This is a genomic window from Aestuariivirga sp. (genome assembly GCF_020252395.1).
GTDB lineage: Bacteria > Pseudomonadota > Alphaproteobacteria > Rhizobiales > Aestuariivirgaceae > Aestuariivirga.
On the sequence record NZ_JADCDB010000011.1, the window covers coordinates 1 to 17,576 of the forward strand.

Here is a 17,576-nt window from a genome sequence, read left to right on the forward strand (position 1 = left end):
AGCCCGGCGCCCTGATGGACGCCTCCCGCGACGATGTGCTGGCCTGCATGTCCTTCCCACGCGAGCACTGGCCACAGATCGCGTCGGCAAACCCGCTTGAGCGGGTGAACCGCGAGGTGAAGCGGCGAGCCGACGTCATCGGCATCTTTCCCAACGACGAGGCCATCGTCCGGCTGGCCGGCGCACTGAATGCTGGAGACCAATGACGAATGGGCCGTGGCCCGGCCTTACATGTCACTTGAAACGCTCGCCCGCATCACCGGGAATACAAACGTCAGGCTGCCCGCCATGGCCGCCTGATCAAGCTCGGACCTCTTCGAAGGCCGGCGCTCTTACACCACGCCGTGGGACACTATCACTGGATGCACCAGTCATGCGGGCCAGCGAATCCCCGAGCCGGCCTGATGGTCTCCGGACGGATCGCCGCCGTTCCCATCACCATACTCGCTGACCCAGCCTGGATTTCGCTGAATCGCTGATCCACGCGACCCCTGCAGCTGCCGGATGGGTTGATACAGTGGCCTTAAGCGCTTTCCTCTTGACATCCGAATTGTTAACAATCAACAATCGACCGGCGTTTAAACAATCTGAAGGTCATGTCTGAAATTCATGAACTCTCGGCCATTGAACTCCGACGGCTCATCGGAGCCCGCAAGCTCTCGCCGGTCGAATTGATGCGCCATTGCCTGGAGCGGATCGAAAGGCTCAATCCGCTGCTGGTGGCCTTCTGCGACATGCGTCCTGAGCAGGCGCTCCGCGAAGCCCGGGCAGCGGAAGAGGCGGTGATGCGGGGTGACGAACTAGGCCCCTTGCACGGGCTGCCGATCGGCATCAAGGACATGAACGATGTGGCGGGCCTCGCCACGACCTATGGCTCGCATCTCTACAAGACGAATGTCCCGCCGGAAGACGAGTTCATCGTGGCAAGGCTGAAGCGCCAGGGCGCCATCGTTGCCGGCAAAACCAATATTCCCGAGCTCGGCTTTGGCGCGACGAGCTCCAATCCTTTATGGGGGACGACGTGTAATCCGCATGACGTGCGCTACACGTCGGCGGGCTCGTCAGGAGGAACGGCGGTTGCGCTGGCGGCGGGACTGGTTCCCCTTGCCATGGGCTCAGACTTCGCAGGCAGCCTGCGCACCCCGGCGTCCTTCAACGGCATCACGGGAATTCGACCCTCGGCGGGAACAGTCGCCAATGAGCGCCGCGCCTTTGGCTTCTCGCCCTTCAACGTCGAGGGGCCGATGGGACGGGAGGCGAAGGACGCGCGCCTGCTGCTTGCCGCCATGGCGAGCCAGGAAAGCTTCGATCCGCTGAGCTTCGCGCGTGATCCGAAATGGGACGGGACCGCGCGGCCCGTGGACCTTTCGAGGCTGATGGTCGCGGTCTCGGAGGATCTCGGCTTTGCCCCGGTGGATAATGGCGTGCGGCGTGACTTCCGCGCCAAGCTTGCGCGCTTTGGTGACTGTTTCCGGACCATCGGCGACGCGTGCCCCGATCTTGCCACTGTCGACAGGGTTCTGGCGGCGATGCGCAGCCTCGAGTTTGTCCATGACTTCAAGGAGATTTACGACCGGGATAAGAGCGCTCTGGCGCCCAACGTGCAGTTCGAGGTCGAACGCGGGCTGAAGGTGGGGATTGGCGAGGTCGCCTGGGCAATCGGCGAACATTCCCGGATCCATCGCCGCAGCCAGGCCTTCTTCGAGGACTGGGATCTGCTCGTGACCCCGGCCGCCTCAGTATCGCCTTTCCTGCACGAGGCGGAGTGGCCGAAAGAAATCAACGGCCAGAAGATGGCGAACTACCTGCGCTGGGAGGCGATTGCCTATGGTGTGACGCTGATGGGCAACCCCGCAGTGGTCATTCCCTGCGGCAAGGGCAGTGACGGCCTTCCCTTCGGCATCCAGATCGTCGGGCGCCTGCATCATGATGCGTTCCTCGCGGATGCCGCGGTGACGCTCGAGGCGCTGTTCGAGCAGGATGACGAGCTTCGCCGGCCGCGGCCAGACTTCGGCCGGATCGAAGAACAAGCAAGAAGTCTGGGACACAATGAACGTAACCCCTGAAGGGAGTGAAAGATGAAGTTGCTATGGTCACTCGCGATCGCCGCCGGCCTGGCGCTATCGATCGCCGCTCCGGCCTCGGCCGGAAAGCTCGACGATATCAAGGCCAAGGGTGAAATCAAATATGGTCTCGAAGCGCAGTACAGGCCTTTCGAGTTCCGCGACGAAAACAACAACATCGTCGGCTATGACATCGACCTGGCCGATGCCTTCGCCAAGTCGCTCGGCGTCAAGGCCGTGCCCGTCGACACCAACTGGTCCACTGTGATCCAGTCGCTCTACAATGGCGACTTCGACATGATCCAGGGCGGCATGACCGCTACGCAGAAGCGCTTCGAGAAGGTCAATTTCTCGGTACCCTATATGGATGCCGCATCCGGCCTCATGATGAAGAAGGAGGGCGGGCCCGCCGACTTCAAGGGCCTCGACGGCAAGGCCGTCGCCGCCGGCACCGGCACGCCGCAGATCAAGATGCTGCAGGACTGCGCCGCGGCCGCGGGCATCGCCTTCGACGGCGAGATCCAGACCTTCGACAACGACGCGCTTGCCTATGAGGCCATGAAGTCCGGCCGCATCGCGGGCTATGCCTCCACCATCGTATCGCTTCTGGAAGGCCAGAAGGCTAACCCCGATCTCAAGGCCATGTCGTGGAACTGCGACGGCAAGTTCGGCGGCGAGTGGACGGCGGCGGCCTTCCGCAAGGAAGACGAAGACCTGCGCGCGGCCTTCGACGCCTTCATCCTCGAATCGAAGAAGAATGGCCTGCTCAAGGACCTTCAGATGAAATGGTTCGGCCAGTCCTTCGTCGAGGCCCTGCCGGACAAGGCTCCGGCCTGGTAAGATCAGTATCTTTGCCCCGCCGCCGCCATGCGGCGGGGACTGGCTGATCAGCGAGCAGAGAGATGGATCCGGTATTCATGTTCGATGTCCTGGTGCGGCTTATCCCGCCACTGGGACTGACCATTGCTCTGTCTCTGACGGCGCTGCTGATCGCAACGCCGATCGGCCTCGGTCTCGGCACGCTGCGGGCCACGCTGAGGGACCAGTCTCTTGCAGCCCGCATTCTCGATCTCTACGTGTTCGTGGTGCGCGGCACGCCAATCCTGATCCAGATCTTCGCCGTCTATTTCCTACTTCCTATGACCGGGCTGAAGCTCCCGCTGTTCTGGATGGGTGTGCTGGCGCTGGTGTTCAATTCAGCGGGCTATCAGATCGAAATTGCCCGCGCAGGCGTCAATTCCGTGTCGCGGGGCCAGTGGGAGGCCGCGGCGGCGATCGGGTTCAACCGTTCGCAGTCGCTTCTGACCTTCATCCTGCCTCAGGCGGCACGCCGAATGGCGGGGCCGGTGATGAACGAACTCTCGCAACTCATCAAGGCGTCCTCCGTCCTCTCGGTCATCACGCTCTATGAGTTGCACAAGGCATCAGAGGCTATCATTTCGGCCAATTTCCGCTTCGTCGAAGTCCTCATCGTCGAAGGCTTCTGGTACTTCGTTTTCGTCTACACGCTCGTCATGATCGCCCGGCGCATCGAGAAGCGCTTCTCGGCGTCCGGCGGGCTGGCGGAGCAGCGATGAGCGTGAGCTTGACGTCGTTTCTTGAGGTGATGCCGCCCTTGCTCAAGGCAGCGGTCGTTACGGTGGAAATCAGCGTGCTTTCACTGGCCTTCGCCTGCGTGATCGCGCCGCCGCTCGCCATCGCCCGCATGATCGGGCCATGGCCGGCGCGTTTCGCGGTCTCTGTGCTGGTCGAGGCCGTGCGCGGTGTTCCGCCCCTGGTGGTCATCGCCTTTGTTTATTTTGCGCTTCCGGCAATCGGCCTTACCTTCAACGGCTTCTGGACGGGGGTTGCCGCGCTGACGGTGGTGGGTGCGGTCTATGCCGTCGACATCGTACGCTCATCCATCGAGAGTCTTGGCCGCGGCCAAAAGGAGGCTGCCCTGGCACTCGGGTTTTCGGTCTGGCGGGCCTATCTCGAAATCCTGTTTCCGCAGGCGCTGAAACGCATCCTCCCGCCGCTCACCAACGAGCTCGCGAATGTGATCAAGGCATCGGCCCTGCTTTCGGTCATTTCAGTGAACGAGATCAGTCACGTCGGCCACGGATTGATCTTCGAAACCTTCATTGTGGCCGAAGTGATCATCCAGATGGCGATCCTCTACCTCGTCATCGTGGGATGCCTGTCCGCTCTGTCGAGAGCCCTGGAGCGCCGCCTTGCACACTGATCCGAATGCGCTTCTTGTCATGAGAGGCATCACCAAGAGCTATGGGGCATTCAAGGCACTGGACGCCGTCGACCTCGACCTGCGCCGCGGAGAGAAGCTCGTCGTCTGCGGACCGTCTGGTTCCGGAAAGTCCACGCTCATCCGTTGCATCAACCGTCTCGAGGAGCCGGAATCCGGCTTGGTCACCATCGAGGGCCAGAAGGTGGGAGCGGGCGGCGCTGAACTGATCGCGCTCAGGCGGCGGGTCGGCATGGTGTTCCAGCAGTTCAACCTGTTTCCGCATCTTCCGGTGATTGACAACATCACCATTGGCCCTCGGCGCCTGAAGGGCATGGGGCGCGCGGAAGCTGCGGACAGGGCCATTGCGCTGCTCGAGCGGGTGAAGCTTGCCGACCAGGCCCACAAGCTTCCATCGCAGCTCTCGGGCGGACAGCAGCAGCGCGTGGCCATTGCGCGTGCGCTGGCGATGGAGCCCGTGCTTATGCTGTTCGACGAGCCCACATCCGCACTCGACCCCGAGATGATCAAGGAGGTGCTCGACGTGATGCTCGAACTGGGCCAGCAGGGCATGAGCATGATTGTGGTGACCCACGAAATGGGTTTCGCGCGGCGTGCCGCCGACCGCATCGTCTTCATGGACAAGGGCCGTATCGTTGCGGGTGCGCCGCCGCGTGAGTTTTTCGACAATCCGTCGCATCCCCGGCTGCGGCAGTTCCTCGACAACATCCTAGGGCACTGAGGAGGAGCTGAGAGTGAAGAGGCCGCAACGGATCGCTTTCATCTGGCCCAATGACGGGCTGAACGACGATGAGTTCTGGGCCTATCTGCCGCCCGGCGTCTCCTGGCTCACCACACGCTATCCCGGAACCCTGGAGGGGCACGGCCTTGACCGGGAAACTTTTCTTGCCTCCGCGGAACTCGGGCCGATGATCGCGGCGGCCCGGCTCATGCGGCCCGTGCGGCCCGATGTCGTGGCGCTGGGCGATCATGCGGGTTCCTTCATCAAGGGCCCCGGCGGCGATGAAGCGCAGGCCGCGGCCCTGGCCGAGGCCGCTGGCGCCCCACACGCCACAACGCCCGCCACCGCCATGGTGGCCGCGCTGAGGCACATCAACGCCCGGCGCATCGCGGTTACCTCTCCCTATGACCGGGAAGTGACGGATGCGGGCGTCGCCTTTCTCGAGGCGCACGGCTTCGACGTCGTGGCCATCGAACGCCAAAGCCTCTCGGATGAGCATGAGATCGCCTCGCAGGACGCGCGCGTGTGGGGCGATCTGGCCCGCAAGGCAGACCGTGGAGAGGCAGAGGCCATCGCCCTGTTCGGTTGCGGCATCCGCACAGCCGGCATGTTGCCAGGCCTCGAATCGGCGGCCGGAAAGCCGGCTGTGCCGGCCACGGCAGCACTGGTTTGGCATGCCTGCCGCCTTGCGGGCATCGAGCCCTGCAAGCCTGGGCTAGGACGGCTGTTCACGGTGCCAGCGGCGGCAGGTAAGACGCATCGCCTGCATCAGTCGCTAGGACGGCATCTTTCGAGCGGCACGAAATCCTTCGCCCTCAGCAGAACGCCGCCGCTGTTCGCGGCAGGTTCTGGAACCTGGCTGACCGATACGGAGGGCAGGCATTATCTCGATTTCGCCTGCGGTTCCGGCACGACGGTGCTTGGCCACAGCCACCCCGCCGTGATGCGCTCGATCCGTGAACAACTCGACTCCGGTGTCACCCATCTGGGGCCGCATTTTCATGCGCCGGTGCAGATCAGGCTGATGGAGCGGCTGGCCTCCGTGTTGCCGCCGGAACTCGGTGTCTTTCATCCCGTGACCAACGGCACGGAAGCGGTGGAGGCCGCACTCAAGGCGGCGATCCACGCAACCGGGCGCCGCCGCTTCATCTCCTTCGAGGGGGCCTATCATGGCAGAACGCTTGGCTCGCTCGCGCTCTCACATGCAAGGGGCAGCAATGCCGTGCTGGGGACACTCGTACCGGACACCACTCATCTGCCCTATCCCCTGACGCCTGAGGACATCGGCCAGCTGACGGTGCGGCTCGGCGAGGAACTGGCGCGTGGCGATGTTGCGGCGGTGATCGCGGAACCGGTGCAGGCGACGGCCGGCATGCGTGTTCCCGCACCGGGATGGCTCCGCTCTGTTCGCCAGGCCACGGAAGCGGCAGGAACACTGCTGATCATGGATGAGGTGTTCACCGGCTATGGCCGCACGGGGCGCCTGTTCGGCTTTGAGTCGAGCGGCGAAGCCTCATCGACCGGCATCGTTCCTGACCTGCTCGTGCTCGGAAAGGCGGCGAGCGGCGGCATTCCCGGCGCCATTCTCGCAGGCCGCCGGGACATATTGCAGGGCTGGAGGCCTGGGGTGCAGTCCTCAACCTTCCAGATGCATCCCTTGTCTGCAGCAGCATCACTGGCTGTCCTGGAAGAGCTCCTCGCTCATGGCTATCCGGCGCGGGCGCTGGCCGCCGGAGAGCGCATGCGCGCGGCGATCGAGGCGGAGGCTGCACATCTGCCGGGCTTCGGCGGCATCTCCGGCACGGGCGCGATGATTGGCGTGGCCGTCACCGATGCCGCGGGCGATCCTGATCAGGCGCTGACGTGGGCAATCCGCGCCTCGGCGCTGGCCAACGGTCTGATCACCTGGGAATGCGGCACACATGGCCATGTCATCGGCCTCGTGCCGCCGCTCACCGTGAGCGACAGCGAGATCGATCGGGCCGTGGACATTCTGGCGCTTGCCTTCAGGCGAGCGCGATGAGGGAGATCTCGACCAGTGCGCCCTCGCCGATGTCGCGCACCTCGACGAGATTGCGCGCCGGCGGCTGATCGCCAAAGGTTTCGCGGAAGACCATGTTGATGGCGGGCTTGATTGACAGGTCGGTGACATAGACCCAGGTCATCATGACCTTCGAAGGTCCTGAGCCCGCCGACTTCAGGATCTCGAGGCAATGCTGCATCGACAGCCGCGCCTGCGCCTCTCCGCCTTCCACGATGCGGCCGCTGGCGGGGTCGCGCGGCATCTGCCCGGAGACGAAAACCATCCCGTTGCCCCGTGTTGCAACCGAGACCGGGGAGCTGGACGCGGGCGCGTTGGCGGTGACGATCAATTCTCTCACGTGTTTCACTCCGCTTTAGCCCACCGCTGGTTCACGGTGGTGATGAACTCCTCCAGGCCCCAACGCCCGCCTTCGCGGCCGATGCCCGCCGTACCGAATCCTCCAGTCGGTACATCGGGTCCTTGGATCCGGGTGGTGTTGATGCCGACCGAGCCGAACCGCAGCATGGCGATCTCCTCCGGGCGCGGATCGCCATAGACGTAGCAGGCAAGTGCTTGTGTTTCCCCTGCCGCGATCGCGAAGGCCGATGCCCGGTCAGGCACGGATGTGACCGACATTAGGGGCCCGAAGGCTTCGTGGCTGCGGAGCGCGGTATCGTTCTCCACGACTGTAGGCGGAAAGGCGCAGGCCGCCTCTGCGGAGCGGGGCGTCCCGAAGCTGTGCACCGCGCCGGACCGTCCGCTCTCAGCGGCCAGTGCGCGAAGCGCCTCCACCGCCTGGAGGGTGCGTACCGGTCCCATGACGACGCCCGAGTCTGATGCGCCGTAGGTGACCTGCGACAAGCGCGCGAACAAGGCATCCCGGAATGCAGCATGAAGGCTGTCGACCACATAGATCCGGTTCTGCGCCGAGCAGGCCTGTCCGGCGGCGCGCAGTTTGCGGGCCACCGCATCGGCCGCGGCCTGTGGTACGTCCGCCCCATCGATGACCAGAAACGGATTGTTGCCGCCCAGTTCGAGGACAAGGCGCTTGAGGCTTCCGGCGGCGGCCGTGGCGAGTGCGGTCCCGGTGGCGGTCGACCCGGTGAAGCTCAGGACACGGAATACTGGATCGCGTATGAGCCGGTCGAGTACGGCGCGGTCTGTGTGGTTGGCGAGGCCGAGCACATCGCCCAGCCCGGCCTTGTCGATGCACGCGAACAGCTTTGCAGCGGTGAGGTGCGCCAGCGAGGATGGTTTGACGATCGCCGGGCAGCCGCAGGCCAGTGCCGGGGCGATCTTGCGGGTGATTCCGGCAAGAGGATCGTTGAACGGGGTAATCAGCAGGGCAGGGCCTGCAGGCACGGCCTTTATGACGCGTTCCCCCCGTCGCTCCGACAGTGACTCCAGCGTGTCCGCCGACTGCGCCGCGAAGGTGATGAAACTGATGGCGTAATCGAACTCGTCGGCCGCTTCGGCGGGAGTCTTGCCAACTTCCGCGACGATCAGCGAAGCAAACTCATCCTTCTCGGCAGCGATCACCTTTGCCAGGCTTTCCAGCCTCTGGCGCCTTTCCTTTGCGTCTGCCAGGATTGCGAGGCCACGGGGCAGGGATGCGAGACGGGCCGTGATCTCCGCCTCCGGCGTCGGCGACCAGGCGCCGGCCGGCAGGCCCGAATTGGGCGAAATCACCTCCGGCATCAGCGCTGCCCCAGAAGGCCGGCACGCGCGAGGCGGCGGCGGATTTCCACCATCTCTTCCTCGGGGCGGCCAAAGCAGAAGCGGAAATGGTCACCGTAACGCGCGCCGAAGGCGTCGCCGCGAAGCGGGAAGAGCCCCTCGGCCCGCATGCGGGCGAGCGTCTGCTCGGCTTGCGGCAGCTTCGGGAAGATGTAGAAGGTGCCTTGGTTCGGCGAGCACCGCCAGCCGTTCCTCTCGACGATCTCGATCGCGATGGCCCGCGCGGCGCGGTAGTGGCTCGACGCCGGAATGCTTTCCATATGGCGCAGTGTCGCGAGTGCGGCAGCCTGGCTGAGGCTCGGCGCGGAACTCATCAGCGTCTGATGCGCGGCGACGACCTGCTTGTAGACCCGTTCATGCGCCATGCAAACGCCGACGCGCAGACCCTGCAGGTGATAGTTCTTGGAGAAGGAATTGAAGAGTAGCAGAAGTTCCGATGGCCGTGTCACGGCGCCCCGCCAAGCGGTGGAATCGAACATTACGTTGGAGAAGCTTTCATCCACCATGAGGAACGCCCCGTGGCCTTCGGCTTGGTCCAGCAGGATGGCCAGTTCCTCCCCCGTATGCACCCGTCCGGTCGGGTTGCATGGGTTCGACAGGATCATGGCCGCTGCACCGGTTGCCGCGAAAGCCTCGGCCACCGCGCCCGACCTGATAGTGAAGTTGTCCGCGGAATCCAGTTGCAGCATGACTGGGCGGTGGCCCGCCATCCGCACAATGTCGTCATAGCTGGGCCACGCCGGTCCGACGATCAGGACGGTTGATTGCTCTGGCAGAAGGGCGCGCATGGCCGCGAACTCCGCGATCTTGGCGCCGGCGCTGATGAAAAGGTGATGATCAGGTAGGGCCCACCGGCCGAAGAACCGCTCCCGGGCTGCGTTGCGAAGTGGGGCGAGGCCTTCGGCAGGTGTGAGCTTGTTGCTGAAAGGAAAGTCGAGCGCATTGGCCTCCGTGATCTCGGGAAAAGTCGGCGTACTGAGCGAGAGGACGGATTGCCCCTCGCTGCGTGCCCTGTCTATTTCCTCCGCGAGCGATAGGGTGGGAGATAGGCGCACCGACACGCCGAAGCCGGAAGAAGGCGCGTGAATGGCTGTCTTGAGCAGGTCTGCATTCGTCATATCAGTTTCACGTCTTCGTTTCGCGGACGGCTGCGTCAAGCGACGCTGCGCACGTGCACAATAAACGTGCGCGGTGTTTCCTGTCAATTGTTGACAATAGACATGAAGAGTTGTTCTAATGTTATCAGAGCGGCAGCAGCGCCGCTTCCACAAGGGAGGAAGAGATGACGGGTATCATTCGATTGGACTCAGTGCGCCTTCATAGGCGCAGCGTCCTCAAGGCGGCCGCTGGAGCAGGAACGGCGCTCGCCACGCCGTGGCTCTGGGTCCCGCGCGCCCATGCGGCGGGAGAGGTCAACGTACTGGCTTTCGGTGGCTATGAAGAGCCGGGCATGCTTGAACCCTTCGAGAAGGAGACGGGCATCAAGGTCAATCTTAAGATCCATGACGGTTCCGACGAGGAGATGGTCGCACTCGTCAAGACCTCAGCCCCCGGGACATTCGACATCATGACGCCGACCTCCGCCTTCATTCCGCAGGCGGCGCGGGATGGCATCCTGATGGAACTGAATGACGCAGACTATCCACTTCAGGACTATTTTCCGATCATCGCCAGCTGGGGCCCGACGATCGTCGACGGCAAGCGCTACGCCATCGTCAACCGCTTCGGCTATTATGGCATCACCTACAATCACGAGAAGTTCAGCGAAGCGGACGCCTCGAGCTGGGCGCTTCTGTTCGACGAGAAGGTCAAGGGCCGGGTGGCGCTGTTCGACTGGTACTTGCCGAACATGGGCTGCATCTCAAAATACAACGGCAACGCCAACCCCTATGATCTCGACGCCACCGCTTTCGGCAAGCTCGCCGGCTCGATGAAGACTCTGAGGCCGCAGGTCGGAATGGTAGGCAATACCAGCCAGGTGCAGCAGGCGATGGCCGGCGGCAGCTATGATCTCGCCATCGCGGGCGAGTGGGTGCAGGCGGGCATGTATGACTCCGGACTGCCCTTCAAGGCGGTGGTGCCGAAGGAAGGCGGCGTCACCTGGGACCAGGCGCCCTGCATCGCAAAGAACACGACTCGCCCTGAGAATGCCGTCAAGTTCATGCAATACATTACTGGCCCCGTTTTCCAGTCCAAGCTGGCGGTCGCCAAGACCTATTACAGCATGGTGCCGAACAGGAGGGCCGCCGAGGTGCTTCCCGCCGACAAGCGGGAACTCTTGAACCTCGCGGACCTGGACAAGTTCGACAAGGTGTTTATGGCCAATCTCAGCCCACGCAAGAAGCCCGACAACGACAAGGAGTGGCTGGCGGCCTGGGAGAACTTCAAGAACAGCTGACTTCGGCTATTGCCCAAGACTGCTCCGGCGCCCACACCGGGCGCCGGAGCCTCTCTTTCGTTTGGCCATCGCTTCACGGGTGTTTCATGGCGATCATCGACTGTTCCGCTCTCATCGAGCCGCATTTCCACTGGCAAAGCCATCCCTTCGTCAGCCAGGATCCGGCACGTGGAGACGAGTTCCAGGAATTCGGGTTGAAATGGCGCGGGCCGGGCTTCTCCTTCGTGTCCTCCCCAGGCTGGATGATACGGGGCGCGGCCCGGCTTGATGACTATCCTCTCGACTGCTTCGCGGCGGTGGCGCGGATCGTGGACGTCTCAGGGCTAGCGCATGTCAATGCGGAGCATGTGAGGGCCCTGCTGGCGCAGTCCGCGGCAGGCCCGCGGCGGCGTATCCTCATCCTGCGCACTGGGCATTCGGCGCGCGTGAAAAACAGTCACATTACTTATTGGCGGTCAGCGCCGCAGATCGATCCATTGGCCGCGTCCTTGATTGCCGCCGCAGGCTTCCGCCATGTCGTCACCGACATTCCCTGCGATGAACTCACGCCGCGGCGGCCGCTGTCCGACGGCTATGTTCCAAACCCTAACATGCATTTCCGCAGCGCGCTCCATGCCCATGGCCTGCTGCTGACGGAGAATGCAGAGAATCTTCCTGCCCTCGAGCAGGACGAAGTATTCTTCGCCTCGCTGCCGCTTGCCATTCCCCGCGCGACCCTTTCGCCTGTGCGCCCTGTCGCATGGACGCAATGGCCGGCGGACGAACCGGAGCTGCTCGATGTCTCAACGCCACTGTTCAACCACTGGCGCTGGTACATCGATGTGGACGACGGACATTCCTTCGCCGACGGCGAGGATAGCGAGGACATTCACTTCACTATTCGAGGCCATGGATTCACGCATTGCGATGCCCCCCGCCACATGCGCCGCGACGGCCTGACCATCCAGCAATTGCCCAACCAGGGTCTGGACGTGTTCAATGGCGAGGCGAAGATCATCGACCTTTCTGGCCTTCCGCTGCCGACGCGCTTCACCCCGGAACTCATCTCCGCGCGCGCCGGGGCGATCCGCGAGGGCGACATGGTGGTGCTACGCTCCGACTTGACCAACCGGATGGGCTACGAGAGCCGCCAGTGGCATCTTGCGGCCCCAAACCTCGAGCCCGCCGCCGCCGAGTGGCTGCTTGACCGGAAGCCCAAGGCGCTGGTGCTCGATTTCCCGCAGGACTATGTCGCGCGGGAAATGCCGTCGCGCCATGTCTATGTTCATGAGTTCGTCACCCATCATGCGGTGTTCAATCGCAATGTGCCGTTTGTGGAGGACCTGCGCGATATTGGAAAGATCGGCTCCGACCGTACGTGGCTCATGTCGATTCCTCTCAAGACGACCTGTATCGACGGCGCCATGATGCGGGCGCTGTTCGTAACCTGGGCGCGATGAAGACCGCCTCCGGCTCACCCGTCTCGAACCCCTGGGCGGGTATCCTTCCGGCAATCCTGCTGATGGCCGGCTTCTTCGCTGTGCCGATTCTCTACACAATCGGCCTTAGCTTCAGCAGCGATGCGCATCAGGGCTTCACGCTTGACAACTACCGGACCTTCTTCGCCGAGGCCCGCCTGGTCGATGCGCTGTCACGCACGCTGATCCTTGGCCTGTCGGTGGTCGTGGTCTCCAGCCTGATCGCCTTTCCCGCCGCCTACTTCCTAGCCTTCGTCGTGGCGCCTGCCTGGCGCGCGGTCTGCCTCTTCGTTCTTGTTGCTCCGTTCTGGACGAGCTTCACCATCCGCGCCTTTTCCTGGCAGCTCGTGCTATCGGACACGGGCGTCATTGCCTGGCTCGCGGGCGAGATCACGGGGCTGACCGTCTCCCTCGGCTTCCTGTATACGATGGCAGCCTCGATATTCGGTCTTTCGCTGTTCAGCATCATGCTGATTACCCTGATGATCTATTCGGTGATGATTACCATCGACCGGCGTCTCATCGAGGCCAACACCGTTCTGGGTGGAAGCGGGTGGAGTGCGTTCCGCGAGGTGATCCTGCCGCTGAGCTTGCCCGGCTGGATGATCGGCGCCGTGCTGACATTCATCATCGCGGTGGGCGACTATGCCGTTCCGGCACTGCTCGGCGGCGGCTTCAAGCCCGTCTTGGCCCAGGTGATGCTATCGGTCCTCAAGGGCACCTATGATCTGCCCACGGCCGCGACCTTCGCATCCATTCTGGTGTTGCTCATTCTCGCCGCCTGCACCCCGCTTCTGCTGGTCGTGCGCAGCGTTCGCCTGCAGGGATAGGCCATGACAACGGCAACCCTGAGCACTCGCCTTCTCGCCCTGCTCTTTGCAGCGGTTGTGGCAATTATCTACCTGCCCATCGTGGTGATGGCGATCTTCTCTTTCTCCTCGAGCCGCTTTCAGACGCTTCCCTTCAGCGATGGCACGGCCGAGTGGTATGTGCGGGTCTTTACTGACGGACAGTATAGCGAAGGCTTCCTCAACAGCGTCCTTCTCGCCTCGGCCGTAGCGGTCACGGCAACTGCCATCGGTTTCGCCTGTGCCTATTCGCTGGTCAATGCGCGCATTCCCGGCAAGATGCTGATCACGCTCTTCGTGTTGGCTCCGCTTGCGGTGCCCTTGCTGCTGGTCGGCATTTCGCTCAGGCTCTATTTTGCTAAGCTTGGCATTCAGCCTTCGCTGTGGCTGGTGTGGATCGGGCAGGTTCTCTATGTGCTGCCTCTCGCGGTGCTCAACCTGCGAAACCGCATCGCCCAGATTCCGAAAAGTCACGAGGAGGCCGCCTGGGCTCTCGGCGCCTCGCCGCTCCGCGCCATCGCCGATGTGGTGTTGCCCGCATGCCGCTTCGCGCTTCTGGCCACCCTCATCCTGACCTTTACATTCGCCTTCGACGAGTTCGTCATCGCTTATTTCCTCACAAATTTCTCGATCACCCTTCCGATCAAGATCTGGACGACGCTGGTGACGGGTTTCGACCCGACGATCAATGCGCTGGGTACGATGGTGTTTCTGTTTTCGATGACGCTCGGCATCGCGGCGCAGGCGCTGTTCATGCGCAAGGATGTGAGGTAGATCATGCGTGCAAAATCGGTGGAGCTTCGCGCTGTCGGCAAGCAGTTCGGCGAGGTTGAGGCGGTCAAACCGCTCGATCTTTCCGTTGCGCCCGGCGAGTTCCTGACGCTGCTTGGTCCCTCGGGTTGTGGCAAGACCACTTTGCTGCGCATGATCGCCGGTCTGGAGCGCGTGTCGCAGGGCCGGATCAGCGTCGGAGAAGCCGACGTAACGGCGCTGCTGCCGAACCGCAGGGACATCTCGATCATGTTTCAGGATTATGCGTTGTTCCCGCACAAAAGTGTCAGTGACAATATCGGCTACGGGCTCAAGATGCGCGGCTTGGCGCGGGCCGAGCGCGACAGGGCCTCTGCCGACTGGCTGTCGCGCATCGGGCTTGCCGAATATGGCGGGCGCTTTCCCGGGCAGCTGTCGGGCGGTCAACGGCAGCGCGTGGCGCTGGCGCGCGCGCTGATCCTCGAACCAGGCGTCCTCCTGCTGGACGAGCCGCTTGGCGCGCTGGACGCCAATCTGCGCCGCCAGTTGCAAGGCGAACTCAAGCGCATGCACAGGGATGTGGGACTGACCTTCATCGCCGTCACCCATGACCAAGAAGAGGCGCTGACCATGAGCGACCGCATCGCCGTGATGCGCGACGGCCGCATCGAACAGACGGGCACACCGCGCGAGATCTACGATCGCCCCGCGACGGAATTCGTCGCGCGCTTTATCGGCCGCTGCAATGTGGTGGAGGGCAGGGCAGGGAATTTCGATGGGCGAGCCCTTGAAGTTGAGACGGGATCGCTCGGGCGCATCAGGGCCCATGCGGCGGAGGCCCGCGCCCAAGGCTCCAGGGTCAGCGTTGCGGTGCGGCCGGAAGCAATCATGCCATCTGCCGAAGGTGCTTTATTCACCGTCGAGGATACCGTATTTGCCGGAGGGTCTGTTCGGCTTGACCTGCGAGCGGCGGATGGTTCGCGGATCGAGGCAGAGAGTCCGCGCGGAGCGCCCGTTCCCGCTGGCGGCGAAAAGCTGCGCGTTCATGTGCCCGACCTTGCGGCTACCGTACTGGCACAAACCTCATGAGGCTCGATCCGCCATCGGCACTCTCCATCACGCGGGCTTGCGAGAGCACGGCTTGCAATACCTTTCGCCTCGTGCCGGACCCGCCCGTGTTCGTGCGGGGCGATGGACCCTGGCTCCTCGACGCGGATGGCCGGCGCTATCTTGACCTCGTCTGCGGCTCGGCCACGACCAATCTCGGTCATGCGCATCCGGCCCACCTCGCAGCGCTGCGCGACGTGATGAACTCGGGCATCCTCCACACCGGCACACGGCTTCCCTCGGTGTTCCGCGCTGAACTCTATCATCGCCTGTGCGGATTGCTGCCCGCTCACCTTCATTGCTTTCACCTTGCCAATTCGGGCGCGGAGGCGATGGAGGCCGCAATCAAGGCCGCGCAGTTCGCAACCGGCCGGAGGCGGCTGATCGCCTTCGAGGGCGGCTATCACGGCCGGACCATCGGCGCCCTCTCCGTCACCCATTCCGAACGAATCCGGGCGCCGTTTTCAACCCTGAACAGCCTTGTTGATTTCCTTCCCTATCCGGAAGCGCCGGCTTCGGCGGAAGCCTGCCTCGCAGCGCTCGATGTGCGCCTGTCAGCCCTCCGGCGGGAGAATGGCCTGCCAGCGGCCGTGGTCATCGAGGCGATCCAAGCTGTATCGGGTGTGATCGGCCCCAACGTGGACTTCCTCAGGGGAGTTAGGGATCTCGCCTCGCGTCATGACGTACCTCTGGTGCTTGACGAAATCTGGAACGGCTTCGGCCGCACCGGCCGCTGGTTTGGTTTCCAGCACTCCGGGATCGAGCCGGACATGGTTGTCATGGGCAAAGGTCTCTCCTCCGGGCTTCCCTTGTCGGCGGTTGCGGCAGGGGAGCGGTTCCTGAAAGCTTGGCCTCCGGGCATGCACACCAGCACCTTCCAGGGAAATCCGGCAGCCTGCGCCATGGCCGTCGCCACCATCGACGTCATTGTTCGGGACAATCTGCTGTCTCATGTGAGCAGCGTGGTCGCGCCCGCCATGGAAACTGCGCTCGCAGCGCTTCTGGGCCTGCCCGGCATCGCTGCGGTTCGCGTTGCCGGAGCCCAGGCCGCGATCCAATTCCATCGCGACGGCCTCCCCGATGGCAGCCGGAGTGCCAATTTACAGCGCCGCTTGCTGCGCGAGAATCTTCTCGTCTACGGGGGCGGGCGGCAATCCGATTGCCTCATGCTGCTACCGCCGATAAACCTCGAATCAAAGGTTCTGAACCCAGCATTGACAAGGATCGTCGAGGCAGTCAGGTCGGAACCGTGAGAGGAATGTAATAGAGGAAACCCATGGTGGTTCGGATCCAGTCGCCGGGCGAAGAAGGGAGAAAGGCCAATGCCTCGGGCCCTCCGACCGTGTTGCCCACAACCTTGTCGAATCATCTTTTGCATTTACTGCGGTGGCGCATCATCACGGGGGAGTTCGCGCCCGGCCAGGCGCTGCGCGAGCAGGACATCGAGAAGGAGATCGGGTCCAGCCGCGGTCCGATCCGCGAAAGCCTCCGCATGCTGCTGCAGAACGGCTTGGTCGAGTATCAGGAGCGGCGGGGTTTCAGAGTGAGGACCTATTCCGTCGAAGACGTGCTGAATCTTTACGACCTCCGGGCAAGCCTCGAAGGACTTGTGATGGCATCACTCGCAGGGCATCCGCTCGATCCGTTGATTGCCGATCTCGAGTCCAGCAACCGGACCATGGAGAGTCACTTCCGGGCCGGCGATATTGAATCCTATTTTGCTGAGAACCAGGTCTTCCACGATCGGATTATCTCTTATACAGAGAACCGGCCGATCAGCGAGGTTATGGTTTATGTCAACGAGATTTCCTTGCCCGTGCGCTATCGCCTCATGAAGGCGACACTCATGACCCGCCGCTCGATCGAGTATCATGAGCGCATCATCACGTACCTGAAGTGCAATCAGATCGACAGCGCGAGGCGTGAGACGGAAGAACACATCCTCGTGAACAAGGACAAGGCAGCAGCCCTCTACGGGGAAAGATGAAACTGCGCTCCCGTCAGGGACCCCTGATCCGTTCCGGTGTTGCAGCGGGGCGCTGGGGCGAATGTTGGATGTTCTTTTCTGGGGCATGGGCGCCGCGCTTTCCCTAGAGCATTTTCACGCTTAGCGGAATCGCGGATTTTCTTAGGGCCTGTTTGGTGATTCAGTGTTCATGTTGATTCGGCATGGAGACCTGCGATGGGAGTTGCCTATTCTCAAGATCTGCGTGAACGTGTTCTGAGCGTC

General features: G+C 63.0%; 16 protein-coding genes and 1 pseudogene. 14 read left to right on the plus strand and 3 right to left on the minus strand.

Going from position 1 to position 17,576, the window contains the following annotated elements; translation table 11 throughout:
* The 7 genes and pseudogenes from IOC82_RS07470 to IOC82_RS07500 form a co-directional block, all read left to right on the plus strand.
* A pseudogene (locus IOC82_RS07470) lies at positions 1-300 on the plus strand (transposase); the annotation flags it as partial.
* Positions 301-596: 296 nt separating this feature from the next.
* A complete protein-coding gene (locus IOC82_RS07475; protein WP_290545559.1) occupies positions 597-2,066 on the plus strand; it encodes an amidase in 1,470 nt (489 codons plus the stop codon).
* A 12-nt stretch (positions 2,067-2,078) separates the two neighbouring features.
* Positions 2,079-2,903 carry a transporter substrate-binding domain-containing protein gene (locus IOC82_RS07480; protein ID WP_290545560.1) on the plus strand — a complete coding sequence of 275 codons (825 nt, stop codon included), beginning with the start codon at positions 2,079-2,081 and terminating at the stop codon, positions 2,901-2,903.
* 77 nt (positions 2,904-2,980) lie between these two features.
* Complete coding sequence (locus IOC82_RS07485) at positions 2,981-3,640, plus strand: amino acid ABC transporter permease (protein ID WP_290545561.1); 660 nt, start codon at positions 2,981-2,983, stop codon at positions 3,638-3,640.
* A complete protein-coding gene (locus IOC82_RS07490) occupies positions 3,637-4,287 on the plus strand; it encodes an amino acid ABC transporter permease (RefSeq protein ID WP_290545562.1) in 651 nt (216 codons plus the stop codon). The genes IOC82_RS07485 and IOC82_RS07490 overlap by 4 nt, the downstream gene beginning before the upstream one ends.
* 19 nt (positions 4,288-4,306) lie before the next feature.
* Positions 4,307-5,026, plus strand: coding sequence for an amino acid ABC transporter ATP-binding protein (locus IOC82_RS07495; RefSeq protein ID WP_290545563.1), 720 nt, complete (start codon positions 4,307-4,309; stop codon positions 5,024-5,026).
* A 13-nt stretch (positions 5,027-5,039) separates the two neighbouring features.
* Positions 5,040-7,049 carry an aminotransferase class III-fold pyridoxal phosphate-dependent enzyme gene (locus IOC82_RS07500; protein ID WP_290545564.1) on the plus strand — a complete coding sequence of 670 codons (2,010 nt, stop codon included), beginning with the start codon at positions 5,040-5,042 and terminating at the stop codon, positions 7,047-7,049.
* Here the strand turns inward: IOC82_RS07500 and IOC82_RS07505 are convergent.
* Genes IOC82_RS07505 through IOC82_RS07515 form a run of 3 tightly spaced genes read right to left on the minus strand, consistent with a single transcriptional unit; the run spans position 7,033 to position 9,904 of the window.
* Positions 7,033-7,407: a RidA family protein gene (locus IOC82_RS07505; RefSeq protein WP_290545565.1), complete on the minus strand. Its 375-nt coding sequence runs from the start codon at positions 7,405-7,407 to the stop codon at positions 7,033-7,035. The two genes, IOC82_RS07500 and IOC82_RS07505, sit on opposite strands and share 17 nt — an antisense overlap.
* A gap of 5 nt (positions 7,408-7,412) precedes the next feature.
* Positions 7,413-8,747 (minus strand): aldehyde dehydrogenase family protein, encoded by a 1,335-nt coding sequence (locus IOC82_RS07510; protein ID WP_290545566.1) that lies wholly within the window; start codon positions 8,745-8,747, stop codon positions 7,413-7,415.
* Complete coding sequence (locus IOC82_RS07515) at positions 8,747-9,904, minus strand: pyridoxal phosphate-dependent aminotransferase (protein ID WP_290545567.1); 1,158 nt, start codon at positions 9,902-9,904, stop codon at positions 8,747-8,749. Before IOC82_RS07515 ends, IOC82_RS07510 begins: the two co-directional genes overlap by 1 nt.
* 164 nt (positions 9,905-10,068) lie before the next feature.
* Here IOC82_RS07515 and IOC82_RS07520 point away from each other — a divergent pair, with 164 nt between their 5' ends.
* The 7 genes from IOC82_RS07520 (at position 10,069) to IOC82_RS07550 (ending at position 17,333) form a co-directional block, all read left to right on the plus strand.
* Entirely contained in the window at positions 10,069-11,184 is a 1,116-nt protein-coding gene (locus IOC82_RS07520) for an extracellular solute-binding protein (RefSeq protein ID WP_290545568.1), read from the plus strand.
* Positions 11,185-11,270: 86 nt separating this feature from the next.
* A complete protein-coding gene (locus IOC82_RS07525) occupies positions 11,271-12,623 on the plus strand; it encodes a cyclase family protein (protein WP_290545569.1) in 1,353 nt (450 codons plus the stop codon).
* Positions 12,620-13,471 carry an ABC transporter permease gene (locus IOC82_RS07530; RefSeq protein WP_290545570.1) on the plus strand — a complete coding sequence of 284 codons (852 nt, stop codon included), beginning with the start codon at positions 12,620-12,622 and terminating at the stop codon, positions 13,469-13,471. Before IOC82_RS07525 ends, IOC82_RS07530 begins: the two co-directional genes overlap by 4 nt.
* Before the next feature lie 3 nt (positions 13,472-13,474).
* Positions 13,475-14,263: an ABC transporter permease gene (locus IOC82_RS07535; RefSeq protein ID WP_290545571.1), complete on the plus strand. Its 789-nt coding sequence runs from the start codon at positions 13,475-13,477 to the stop codon at positions 14,261-14,263.
* A gap of 3 nt (positions 14,264-14,266) precedes the next feature.
* Positions 14,267-15,328, plus strand: coding sequence for an ABC transporter ATP-binding protein (locus IOC82_RS07540; protein ID WP_290545572.1), 1,062 nt, complete (start codon positions 14,267-14,269; stop codon positions 15,326-15,328).
* A complete protein-coding gene (locus IOC82_RS07545) occupies positions 15,325-16,599 on the plus strand; it encodes an aspartate aminotransferase family protein (RefSeq protein ID WP_290545573.1) in 1,275 nt (424 codons plus the stop codon). Before IOC82_RS07540 ends, IOC82_RS07545 begins: the two co-directional genes overlap by 4 nt.
* A gap of 23 nt (positions 16,600-16,622) precedes the next feature.
* The gene (locus IOC82_RS07550; RefSeq protein ID WP_290545574.1) at positions 16,623-17,333 is read left to right on the plus strand and encodes a GntR family transcriptional regulator; all 711 of its coding nucleotides are present in this window, start codon (positions 16,623-16,625) and stop codon (positions 17,331-17,333) included.
* Positions 17,334-17,576: the final 243 nt, after the last annotated feature.